Genomic DNA, 11,656 nt, shown 5'->3' with positions numbered 1-11,656 from the left:
CGTCACTCACTTGCTCAGGACCGTGAACCGGAACTTGAAGGAGCCGTCGAGGGTCTGATCGACACCGTTGACGCCCGGCTTCGACACCGCGACCTGCTTACCCGAGAGCAGCGGCAGGGTCGGCAGGAAGTTCTGCGCCAGATCGGTCTGGATCTTCTTCAGCAACTCGGCCCGCTTGGTGGGGTCGCCCTCGGTGGTCTCGGCGGTGAGCTGGGCGTTGATGCCGGGGTTCTCGAAGTGCGACTGCAGGAAGTTGTTCGGGCCGAAGAACGGCGTCAGGTAGTTGTCGGCGTCCGGGAAGTCCGGGAACCAGCCGAACTGGTACATCGGGTAACCGTCGGAGGCGCGCTCCTTCTGGTAGGTCACCCACTCGGTGGACTGCAGGTTCACCTTGAACAGGCCCGAGGCCTCCAGCTGCGACTTGACCGCCGCGTACTCCTCCGAGGAGCTCGAGCCGTAGTGATCGGGGTTGTACTGCAGGTTCAGCGTCACCGGGGTGGCGACGCCCGCGTCGGCGAGGAACTTCGCGGCCGCGGCCTTGTCCGGCTTGGCGCCGTAGAGGTCCTTGAGCGGCTCGGCCGAACCGGCCATGCCGGCGGGCACGTAGCCGAAGGCCGGCTGATAGGTGCCCTTGTAGACGCCGTTGGCCAGTGCCTCGCGGTCGACGGAGGACGCGAAGGCCTTGCGTACGGCCAGCTTCTGCGCCGGCGTGTTGCCCGGCATGGTGTTCATGTTGAACACCACGTAGCGCAGCTCGCCGCCGGGGCCGTCGGTGACCTTCACCTTGGAATCGGCCCGCAGGGAGTCGATGTCGGTGGGGGTGAACGAGCGGTAGCCGACGTCGATGGCGCCGTTCTGCAGGTCCAGCTTCAGGTTGTCGGAGGTGGCGTAGTACTTCGTCGACACCGTCTTGGTCTTCGGCGTGCCGAGGATGCCCTGATAATCGGGGTTGGCCTGGTACTCGACGAGCTTGTTCTTGTCGTAGCTCGAGATCGTGTACGGGCCGGAGTAGCCCTTGGCCTTGACGACCTCGTCGTCGGTGGCGACCTTGTCGGCCGGGAACACCGCCTCGTCGACGATGGGGCCCGCCTGGGTCGGCAGGATGGTCGGGAAGGTCTGATCGTTGGCGACCTTGAGGGTGAACGCGACGGTGAGATCGTCGACCACATCGGTCTTCTCGAGATTGCCGAGCAGCGATGCGGGACCGTGCGGATCGTTGATCTTCACCATCCGGTCGAAGGAGAACTTCACGCTCTTCGCGGTCAGCGGGTTACCGCTGGCGAATTTCAGCCCGGACTTGATCTTGCAGGTGTACACAGTGGGAGTGGTGAATTCGCACTTTTCCGCCGCGTCGGGCTTGGGCGTGGTATCGCCCGGTGCGAAGTTCAGCAGATACGAATAGATCTGGTTCTCCACCAGCAGCGAACCGTTGTCGTACGCCGCGGCCGGGTCGAGCGAGAAGATCTTGTCGGTGGTGCCGACGACCAGGCCCGCGCCGGAGCCCGCCTCATCGGTGCGGCCGGAACCACAACCGGCCAGCGCGGCAGCCACAGCAGCGGTAATACCCACCGCGGCAATTTGTTTCGCGCGCATACTTCGTGCCTTGTTCAACATCAGGTCCCATTCTCGAACGCCGCGCAGCCGTCGCACCCGGATCACGGAGGCGACGACTACATGGTGAGCTAGCGATATATCGAGGGACCGTACAGGTGAACCATTACCGCCCAGTTTCAAATGGTCCGAATTATTGCCGCCATGTTATGAACTAATCTTACGAAATTACCGGTTACCGGAATTACTCTCGTACACAACACAAAAGGGGCCGACCAGGTTTATCCTGTCCGACCCCTCTTGTGAGGCGTAGTGCGACGCGTCTTACGCGTGTTATGGACGGCTGAGCGCGTCCACGTTGGCGTTCTCGCCGAGCAGCTTCGACTCGGCCTTGCCCGAGAGCATCCCCTCGAGCACGTTCTTGCCGATGGCTGCCTCCGGCGGCAGTTCGATCGGGTAGTCGCCGGTGAAGCAGGCGGTGCACAGGCGCGAGCGCGGCTGCTCGGTGGCGGCGATCATGCCCTCGGTGGAGACGTAGCCGAGGGTGTCGGCGCCGATGGAACGACGCACGTTCTCGACCATGTCGGCGTAGCTGTCGTCGGCGCCGGTGCCGTTGGCGATCAGCTCCGCGCGCGAGGCGAAGTCGATGCCGTAGAAGCAGGGCCACTTCACCGGCGGCGACGCGATGCGCACGTGGATCTCGAGCGCACCGGCCTCCCGCAGCATGCGGATCAGCGCGCGCTGGGTGTTGCCGCGCACGATGGAGTCGTCGACGACGATGAGTCGTTTGCCCCGGATCACTTCGCGCAGCGGGTTGAGCTTGAGGCGGATGCCGAGCTGACGAATGGTCTGGCTGGGCTGAATGAAGGTGCGGCCCACGTAGGCGTTCTTCATCAGGCCCTGGCCGTACGGAATACCGGAGCCCTGGGCGTAACCGACCGCGGCGGGCGTACCCGACTCGGGCACCGGGATCACCAGATCGGCGTCGACCGGATGCTCCTTGGCCAGCTTGCGGCCGATCTCCACCCGGGTGGAGTGCACCGAGCGACCGGCGATCGTGGTGTCGGGGCGCGCCAGGTACACGTACTCGAAGACGCAACCCTTGGGCTCGGGATTGGCGAAGCGCATGGAGCGCACGCCCTCGGAGTCGATGGCCAGCAGCTCGCCCGGCTCGATCTCGCGGACGAACGCGGCGCCGACGATGTCGAGCGCGGCGGTCTCGGACGCGACGACCCAGCCACGATCGAGCCTGCCCAGCACCAGCGGGCGCACGCCGTGCGGGTCACGCGCGGCGTAGAGGGTGTGCTCGTCCATGAAGGTGAGGCAGAACGCGCCGCGCAACTGCGGCAGCAGTTCCATCGCGGCGGCCTCGATGCTGGAGTCCGCCGAGGCGTGCGCCAGCAGCGCGGTGACGATGTCGGAGTCGGAGGTGGCGCCGGTCATCTGCGGGCGGCCATCGATCACCCCGGCGCCGATCAGGCCGAGTTCGCGTGCGCGACCGGCCAATTCGGCGGTGTTCACCAGGTTGCCGTTGTGGCCCAGCGCCAGGCCGGAGCCGACGGAGGTGGTACGGAAGATCGGCTGCGCGTTCTCCCAGGTGACACCACCGGTGGTGGAGTAGCGACAGTGTCCGACGGCGATATGCCCCGGCATTGCCGCGAGCGTCTGCTCGTCGAAGACCTGGGAGACCAGGCCGAGATCCTTGAAGACCAGGATCTGGGAACCATCGGAAACGGCGATTCCGGCCGCCTCCTGCCCGCGATGCTGCAGGGCGTACAGGCCGTAGTAGGTGAGCTTCGCCACGTCTTCGTCGGGAGCCCAGACGCCGAAGACGCCACACTCCTCGCGAGGGTCGTGTTCGATCTCGTCGGGGGTATTGGGCGTGGGGACGATCGTGGGATCGACGTCGGTCACCGTTTGCTCCCTGTTCGGGCGGGCTGGGGGCACTCGTCAGTCTACGGGTCATCCGCAGCGGGTAGTACGCGCGCTCGCATCCCGGCAGCAATCCACTGGTCACGAACCCGCCGATCGGCCACAAAGAGCTGTTACGGTGCGGATCGTGACGACGGACGACAGTGCACACGTTGCAGCCGGTGGAACCGGGTCGGATAGTGACAACACCGGTACGGAGCCGAATGATTCCGAGCAGAAACCCCCCAGCGAAGCGACGTTCGCCACACCGGTCTTGAATCGACGCCACTGGGCTCGAATCGTGCTCGCGCCGACTGCGGTTTTGACAGTGCTCACCGCACTGCTCGGCTTCATGTACCTCGGCTATATCGCCGACCCGGAGAAGAATCTGCACGACTTCCCTATCGCGCTGGTGAATTCCGATGTCGGCGATGTCATGGGCTCGGGCGATCAGCGCAAGCAGGTCGATTTCGGCAAGCAGGTCACGGATGCGCTCGTCGCGGGCGTGCCCGCCGACCAGGTAGACCTGCGCGTCGTCGGAAAATCTGAAGCCGAGCAGTTGCTGCGCACCGGACAGGTGTACGGCGCGATCATCATCCCCGGCGATTTCAGCAAACGCCTGGGCATTCTCGGTACGGGCAGCATCGTGCCCGGGGAGATGGAACGGCCGATCATCACCCTGCAGTCCAATCCGCGCATGGGCGCCTACGGCGTCGGGATCGTGCAGCGCATCGGCGACCAGGCGCTGTCGGAGGTCGACCGGCAGGTCGGGCTCCAACTGACCGAGCAGGTACGGGCGACCCTGGCCGAAACACCGGCGGGCGCACCGCCACCGCAGGTGTCCGGTGCGGCCATGATCACCCTCGAGAGTCCGATCGATGTGGTCGCGCAGGAGTTCCGTCCACTGCCGAGCGGCACCGGGATCGGCCTGACGGCCTTCTTCTTCTCGCTGCTCCTGCTGCTGGCCGGCATGGTCGGGGCGATGGTGATCCACACGATGGTCGATTCCCAGCTCGGCTTCATGCCCACCGAATACGGGCCCTGGTCCGTGCACTATCCGCCGACGCCGATCTCGCGCTTTCACACCCTGCTCATCAAGTGGGGGGTTTCGGCGCTGGTCGCGGTGATCGTTTCGCTGGTGTTCCTGCTGGTGGCGAAGGTAGTGGGCATGCCGGTCGACAATCCGCTCGCCCTGTTCCTGTTCTCGGTGCTCGCCATGATCGCGGTCGGCTGGACCGCGCTGATGACGCTGGCCGCCCTCGGCACCGCGGGTCTGCTGGTGAACCTGACCCTGTTCGTCATCCTCGGCCTGCCGTCCTCCGGCGGTACCGTCCCGATCGAGGCGACGCCGACCTATCTCGCGTGGCTCGCCGAATTCGAGCCGATGCACCAGGTGTTCCTCGGCGTCCGCTCGATCCTGTACTTCGACGCCAGCTACGCGGCCGGTCTCGACCGCGGCATCTGGATGTCGCTGCTCGGTATCGCGATCGCCGTCGTACTGGGCGCGATCATCACCCGCTACTACGACTACAAGGGCCTGCACCGCAAGCACACCGCGGCCGCATGAGCCCCGGCGACCCGGTTGCCGCTACTCGGCAGCCGGGTCGGTCCGCGCGGACAGCGGCACGATCGGCAGCCACCCCGCGATCTCCCCGGCTCTGGTTCCCGAGGCGCTCACCGCCCCTGCCCGCACCGCGTCGTCGAATCCGAGCAGCCCGGTAGCCAGCAACAACCAGGTCCGAGCATCCGTCTCCACCACATTCGGCGGATTCCCCCGCGTATGCCGCGGCCCCTCGATGCATTGCACGGCCACGAACGGCGGCACCCGCACCTCCACCGAATGCCCCGGCGCACTCCCCGCCAGCGCCCGCACCGTCCCCTTCACCGCGGCCCCCAACTCCCGCCGCCCCGGCACCGGCAACGCCGGATCCCGCAACCACTCCCCCACACCCAGCACCGCCGCCCGCACCTGCGCGGGATCGACCACATTCCGTCCAGCCATACCGCGAGACGCTACCGACCTCCGACAAATCGGTGGCCGCGAGCCAGATGTCCGGATTGTCCAGCTGGTTAGACTTGATTCCGTAAAATCGACTAGACGATTCTGGCGATCGCACCGGAACCTACGGCGCACTACCTTGAAGCGCCTCGTTGCAGCCGGATTCACCAGCCGCCCAGGCAAAGGCAGCCATACCATGTGGATCTGCAAACATGGAGTCGCCACCGTGGCCGTGGCTTCCGGGCACAACTCGCAGTCGCCTGGAGTGGTGCGGACCGTCAACAAGGCGATCGCGCAGTGCAAGGAACAATGCACGGAGGAAGCATGACCACCTACCAGATCGACGTGTCCCGAGACGACCGCTGGTGGATGATCCGAATCCCACAGCTGGACGGCGTCAACGGCAATATCGAAGGTCTCACCCAGGCACGTCGCTACGCCGACATCACCAAGGAAGCGACCGACTACATCTGCACGGTCGCCGACGTGGCCCCCTCAACTGTCGAACTCGCGATCACTGCCCACGTGGGCGGCACGGACGTGACAGCCGCCGCGGAAGAAGTGTCGCAGGCACGCGCGGAGGCAGCCCGCCAGGAAGCGCACGCCATGAAGGTCGCGACGGCGACCGCCCGACGGTTGGCTGCCGACGGCGTACCGGTCCGCGACATCGGCGCTGTCCTCGGCGTGACGTTCCAGCGGGCATCACAGCTGGCCAATTCCTGACCCGGCGCTTTCCGGACCCGACCTCGATCCGTTGCCCGATGGCGTGGGCAGGTGGGACTCGTCGTACATTCGTCCGATGAGTGTCACCGATCCCCTCGAGCCGGCAACGCTGCGATTGCGCGCTGCCGACGGGCTCACGCTGGTCGCCGACAGCTTCGGCGCGGACGACGGCCCGTTGGTCGTGATGCTGCACGGAGGTGGACAGAACCGGCATTCGTGGAAGCGGACGGGACGGGCGCTGGCCGCGGCGGGGATGCGGGTGGTCGCCGTCGACGCGCGTGGACACGGTGACAGCGAGTGGTCACCGGAGGCGGACTACTCCAGGACCGTGATGGTCGCCGACCTGCACGCCGTGCTCGAACAGCTCGGCGCGACGCGCGAGGCGGGCGCGGTGGTGGTCGGGGCCAGCATGGGCGGCATCACCGGACTGCTCGCCACCGCGACGCCGGGCGGCAGCGCGATCCGCGCGCTCGTCCTGGTCGACATCGTGCCCCGCTCGGAGTCCGCGGGCGTGGAGCGCGTGATGGACTTCCTCGGCAGGCACCGCGACGGTTTCGACACCCTCGACCAGGTGGCCGACGCGGTCGCCGCCTACCTGCCGCACCGCCCGCGTCCCGACAACGCCGACGGTCTCCTGCGCAACCTGCGTCAGCGCGACGGCCGCTGGTACTGGCACTGGGACCCCGACCTGATCAGCGACGTCAACGACGACCCTGATGCCCGCATCATCGAGATGGAAGCCGCCGCCGAGGCGCTCACCATCCCGGTCCTGCTGATCCGCGGCGGCAAGTCCGACGTGGTCAGCGACGAGGGCGCGGCAGCATTCCTGGCCCTCGCACCGCACGCCCGCCTGGCCGAGATCAGCGCGGCGGCCCACACCGCCGCGGGCGACGACAACGACGCCTTCACCGAGGCCGTCGCCGGTTTCGTCGCCACGGCCTGAGCCGGCCTACTGCCGCAGCCCGTCGACCCATCGAGCGGCGGCGGGCGCGAGCGCTCCCCCGGCGTTGATCGCCAGATGCAGGAGCGCGGGCGCGGTGGCACTGCCCGACCGGCGGCGGAGTTCGGTGAAGACGAGGCCGGCGAGGGTGGTGGCCAGCACCGTGGGGACTACCGGATCGCCTGCGGCTCTTGCCGGTTGGATGTGCCAGAGGCCGAAATCGAGGGCGCTGATCACGGGCGCGGACGATCCGACGCTCTCGGCGAGTACCGGGTCGAGAGTGCCGCGGAATACGGCCTCCTCGGCCAGCACGGTGCCCACGGGAATGTGCAGGCCGATCCATTCGAGGGTCGATGTCTCCGGTGCACGGACAGCGATTTCGAGTGGGAGACGGCGCAGGGACGGGATCGACAGGGCGACGGCGTAGCCGGCGACGACGATGGCCGCGCTGCCGAACCCCCAGCGGAAGCCACTGGGCGACAACCAGTTCGGATTGCCCCGAAAGATCTTCGTGTATCCCGTCGCGAAGGCGATGTTCGCCGCGGTGCGGCCACGCAGCGGAAGATCGAGGGCGGGCAGAACCCAGTTGCTCCACAGCAGTGGAAGGGCCAGCGCGGCAACGGCTTCGAGCTTTCTCACTTCACCTCCCGCTCATAGGTTTCCGCCGATTCCAGTGCGGCACGAATGCTTTCGACGACATCGCCGTCCACCCCAGGCGGCGCCCCGACCGCCAACCACCCGTCCAGCACCAAACTCCCGTACCGATGCCCGTGCCCGTCGGTCACCCCCTGCGCGTTGGTGAGATCGGCCGTGACCTGCCAGAACGTCACGAACGGCGCCCACCGCATCTGCGTCGACACATCGGGACCGCGTGGCTCGCTCAACCAATCCGGCTGGGTGAAGATCAGATCGGCCGACCACCACACGATCGGGTCGGACGGATGCTGCAGGTAGGCGATGCGGGGTTCCCGCCACGGCTCGGCGCGATCGAGATCTGTTGCGTCATCCGCGAATCGGACGACGAGCCCGTCCGCGTACACCGGCGCCACCGCCGGCGTCCCCGGATCGCGACGATCGACGAACTGCCGCCACAACCGATTCGAATTCGGCGGCCCGACCCACAACGCGCCATCGACCTCCTCGCGAAGATCGCCCAGCCCGTCGAACGCCTCCTCCGACCCCTGGGAACCCAGGCTCTCCCCATAGACGAACAGCTTCGGCCGATGCCCCTCCGGCTGGGCCGACCACCGCTCGTACACCGCGTCGAACAGTTCCCGGCTGGCCGCGGCGGCCTTCTCCCGGTCCGACAGGAACGAGAGCACGCTGGGCAGATACGAGAACTGGGTCGCCACGATCGCGGTATCCCCGCCATAGAGGTATTCCACGGCGCCCGCGGCCATCCCGTTGACCCAACCAGTCCCGGTCGTCGTGACCACCACCATCGCCTCGCGTTCGAAGGCTTTGGTCCGCTCGAGTTCGGCGACGGCCAACTGCGCCGCGGTCTGGTCCCGGGCCACCGACTCCAAACCCACATAGGCCCGAATGGGTTCGCGCGCGGTCTTCCCCGTCACCTCGGTGATCGCGGCGGCACTCGGCCCGTTGGACACGAACCACCGCCCCTCGAACCCCAGCGACTGCCACGGCGCCAGCGACCCTGGACTCCCGGAACGCTCCGGCGCGATCGGCTGCACCGCGTACGGCGTGGTCCGGTCGTTGCGCACGCTGAACGCCGAGTTGGCCACCGCGAAGAACGCCCGCGAGGCGACACCGTTGAAGATCGTCACCGCGAGCACGACCAGCACCAGCAACCCGGCGGCAGGCGCCACTTCGCGCGGCACCCGCACCCACCGATTCAGCTGACGGGCCAGGCCGAGCACCATGACGCGCACCGTCCGATACGCGGCCACCACCGCCACGCCGACGGCCACGCTGAGCAGCCCGGTACGCAGATAGGCGGGCGTGGTGGTGCCCGCCATCCCCATCAGCGAGGTGATCTCGCGCTGCCACCGCGCCGACTGCACCAGCATCAGCGCCGCCACCAGCGCACATGTCACCAGCACGGTCGCCTTGATCGCGTATCGCAGCCGATCGGAAGGGCTCGGGATCGGAATCCGCGACCGCACCCACCGCCGGAACAACCACTCGAGCACACATCCGAGCCCGTAGCCGATCGCGGCGTTGATCCCGCTGATCAGCCCCTGGAACAGCCAGTCACGCGGCACCAGCGAGGGCGTCACCGACAGCCCGAAGAACAGCGTCGCCAGCACCAATCCGACGTAATTCAGATCGACGACGACCTCGACGCGCCGCAAGACCGCGGCGCCGCGCGCACGCAGCATCGCTGGAGTTGAAGCGCGCTCGGTCACCGCCCCAGTATGGCCGCCGGTACCGACAATCACCGGATTTGTGACTGCGGAGCCGCTCACAAACTACGTACCGCACTCGAGTAGTTGTACGGGCGATCGCGACACCGCGGATCAGCACACTGAGAACCATGAGCACAAACACCAAGCCGAAGAACACCTCGGCCTACATGGCCCAGGCCGCGATCGCGTTCGCTGTCAGCCTGTTCGGGACCGGCGCCGGAATCGCCTATCTGCCGCTGGACGGCTGGCAGCGCGCGTTCCTGGCGATGTCGGGCCTGTTCCTGGTGACGAGCTGCTTCACCCTCGCCAAGGTCGTGCGCGACCAGCAGGAGACTCAGTCACTGATCGGTCGGATCGACGAGGCGCGGCTGGAACAGCTGATCGCCGAACACAATCCGTTCAAATCGGTGTCGTGAGCCGAGCCGGGCGGCGCCGATCGAGGGGTTCGGCGCCCCCGGTTCGTCACTTCAGCTGACGTTCGGTAGCCATGGATTCCTCGAGGAACACCCGAATCCGGGCAGCCAATTCCGGTGTGTAGTCCGGTGGTTGAGCCACCGCGGCCCACGCGTCGGGCACGAGATTGCCGTAGTTGTGACCGTGCCCGTCCGAAACCGTCTGCGCGCGCGGCAGATCCGCGGCGACCTGCCAGAACGTAACGATGGGATACCACGACATCGCCGGTGATACATCGGGTCCGCGCTTCTCCCGCAACCAATCCGGCTGACTGAACAGCAGATCCGGCGACCACCACACCACCGGGTCGGAGGCGTGTTGCAGATAGACGATGCGCGGGTCGTTCCAGGCCGGCGTCGGCCGGGCGAGCTGATCGGCGTCGGCGGCGAACCGCACCGACATCCCGTCGGCGTAGATCGGGGTGATCTCCTCGGTGCCGGGGTCACGTCGGGTCACGAATTCCGACCACAGCCGGTTGGAGTTGGGCGGTCCCACCCACAGCACGCCGTCGGTGCGGTTGCGGATATCGGCCAGACCGGAGAACGCGCCCTCCGACCCCTGCGAACCGAGACTCTCGCCGTAGACGAGCAGCTTGGGCCTGGCGTCTTCGGGCAGCGCCGACCAACGGTCGTACACCTTGTCGAACAGCGTGCGCCCCATGGTCATCGACTTGTCCCGGTCGGACAGGAACGACAGCGCGCTGGGCAGATACGAGTACTGCGTCGCCACCAGCGCGGTGTCGCCGCCGAACATCAACTCGATCGCCTCGGCGCTGATCGTATCGACCCAGCCGGTACCGGTGGTGCTGATCACCACCAGCACTTCGCGTTCGAAGGCCTTGGTGCGGTCGAGTTCGGCGATGGCCACATCGGTCTGCGCCTCGACCCCGTCCGCTGATTCCAGCCCCGCGTAGACCCGAATCGGTTCGCGCGCGGGCTTTCCGGTGACCTGCCCGATCGCGAGAGCGGTGGGCGCGTTCGCCACGAACCATCGGCCCTCCGAACCCAGCGTGTCCCACTTGGCCAACGACTCAGGGCTACCAGAACGTTCGGGCAGCGTCGGCTGGACCGCATTCGGTGAGGTGTGACTGTTGCGCGCGCCGAACGCCGAATTGGCGACGGCGAAAAAGCCTTTCGCCAGCACACCGTTGAACAGCAGCACCGCGGCTATCAGGACGACGATCACCCCGAGCGGCCGCGCGAACGCCGCCGGAATCCGCACCCACTGGTTCAGCGCCCGCGTCACCGCGCGCACCGATCGCAGCACCAGGCGCGAGATCCAGATCAGCAGACCGACCACCACCGCGCCGACCAGCACCGTGCGCGGGTACCCCGCGTCGGACACCGGCTCCATCCCCATCAGGTCGGTGATCTGGCGCTGCCACTTCGAGGACTGGATGCTCATCAGCACCGCGAAGATCAGACACGCCACCACGATCGCGCTCTCCAGCGCCACCACCAGCCAGCTCGGCCGCCGGGCCCATGCCGTGCGCACCTGCTCGGGCCAGGTGATGCGCGGCGCGACCCACGTACGCCAGGCCCACGCCAGCAAGCAACCGAGCCCGTAGCCGATTGTCGCGTTGATCCCGCTGACCAGCCCCTGGAAGAACCAGTCACGCGGCAGCAGCGAGGGCGTCAGCGACAGCCCGAAGAACAATGTCGCCACGATCAGGCCGACGTAGTTCGGATGAAAAAACCTCTCCACCAGGTGAAT

Annotated in this window: 10 protein-coding genes; 4 read left to right on the top strand and 6 right to left on the bottom strand. The window is 67.0% G+C overall.

What is annotated here, in order from left to right; all coding sequences use genetic code 11:
• Nucleotides 1-6: 6 nt before the first annotated feature.
• Nucleotides 7-1,593: an ABC transporter substrate-binding protein gene (locus tag ACFVJ5_RS12745; protein ID WP_379220125.1), complete on the bottom strand. Its 1,587-nt coding sequence runs from the start codon at nucleotides 1,591-1,593 to the stop codon at nucleotides 7-9.
• Nucleotides 1,594-1,884: 291 nt separating this feature from the next.
• Nucleotides 1,885-3,465 (bottom strand): amidophosphoribosyltransferase, encoded by a 1,581-nt coding sequence (purF, locus tag ACFVJ5_RS12740; protein WP_378865564.1) that lies wholly within the window; start codon nucleotides 3,463-3,465, stop codon nucleotides 1,885-1,887.
• Between the two features lie 298 nt (nucleotides 3,466-3,763).
• Between purF and ACFVJ5_RS12735 the strand changes: the two genes are divergently transcribed.
• Entirely contained in the window at nucleotides 3,764-5,029 is a 1,266-nt protein-coding gene (locus tag ACFVJ5_RS12735) for a YhgE/Pip domain-containing protein (RefSeq protein WP_379220124.1), read from the top strand.
• A gap of 21 nt (nucleotides 5,030-5,050) precedes the next feature.
• On the opposite strand, the gene ACFVJ5_RS12730 is transcribed toward ACFVJ5_RS12735, so the two are convergent.
• Entirely contained in the window at nucleotides 5,051-5,464 is a 414-nt protein-coding gene (locus ACFVJ5_RS12730) for a sterol carrier family protein (RefSeq protein ID WP_379220123.1), read from the bottom strand.
• A gap of 321 nt (nucleotides 5,465-5,785) precedes the next feature.
• On the opposite strand from ACFVJ5_RS12730, the gene ACFVJ5_RS12725 reads away from it, so the two are divergent.
• Both ACFVJ5_RS12725 and ACFVJ5_RS12720 read left to right on the top strand, forming a co-directional pair.
• A complete protein-coding gene (locus ACFVJ5_RS12725) occupies nucleotides 5,786-6,184 on the top strand; it encodes a HicB family toxin-antitoxin system (RefSeq protein WP_101464595.1) in 399 nt (132 codons plus the stop codon).
• A 76-nt stretch (nucleotides 6,185-6,260) separates the two neighbouring features.
• Nucleotides 6,261-7,127 carry an alpha/beta fold hydrolase gene (locus tag ACFVJ5_RS12720; RefSeq protein WP_379220122.1) on the top strand — a complete coding sequence of 289 codons (867 nt, stop codon included), beginning with the start codon at nucleotides 6,261-6,263 and terminating at the stop codon, nucleotides 7,125-7,127.
• 6 nt (nucleotides 7,128-7,133) lie between these two features.
• Here ACFVJ5_RS12720 and ACFVJ5_RS12715 read toward each other — a convergent pair whose 3' ends face one another.
• Together ACFVJ5_RS12715 and ACFVJ5_RS12710 are read right to left on the bottom strand one after the other, a co-directional pair.
• On the bottom strand, nucleotides 7,134-7,763 hold the full coding sequence (locus tag ACFVJ5_RS12715) for a CPBP family intramembrane glutamic endopeptidase (protein ID WP_379220121.1): 630 nt from the start codon (nucleotides 7,761-7,763) through the stop codon (nucleotides 7,134-7,136).
• Nucleotides 7,760-9,463: an alpha/beta hydrolase gene (locus ACFVJ5_RS12710; protein ID WP_379220628.1), complete on the bottom strand. Its 1,704-nt coding sequence runs from the start codon at nucleotides 9,461-9,463 to the stop codon at nucleotides 7,760-7,762. The genes ACFVJ5_RS12715 and ACFVJ5_RS12710 overlap by 4 nt, the downstream gene beginning before the upstream one ends.
• A gap of 155 nt (nucleotides 9,464-9,618) precedes the next feature.
• Between ACFVJ5_RS12710 and ACFVJ5_RS12705 the strand changes: the two genes are divergently transcribed.
• Nucleotides 9,619-9,906 carry a YiaA/YiaB family inner membrane protein gene (locus ACFVJ5_RS12705; RefSeq protein WP_056818759.1) on the top strand — a complete coding sequence of 96 codons (288 nt, stop codon included), beginning with the start codon at nucleotides 9,619-9,621 and terminating at the stop codon, nucleotides 9,904-9,906.
• A 46-nt stretch (nucleotides 9,907-9,952) separates the two neighbouring features.
• Here ACFVJ5_RS12705 and ACFVJ5_RS12700 read toward each other — a convergent pair whose 3' ends face one another.
• Entirely contained in the window at nucleotides 9,953-11,647 is a 1,695-nt protein-coding gene (locus ACFVJ5_RS12700) for an alpha/beta hydrolase (protein ID WP_379220120.1), read from the bottom strand.
• Nucleotides 11,648-11,656 lie beyond the last annotated feature (9 nt).

Source organism: Nocardia sp. NPDC127606, assembly GCF_042671725.1.
Taxonomy (GTDB): domain Bacteria; phylum Actinomycetota; class Actinomycetes; order Mycobacteriales; family Mycobacteriaceae; genus Nocardia.
Note: the sequence above shows the minus strand (reverse complement) of the source record. Positions and strands in the feature narration are given on the sequence as shown.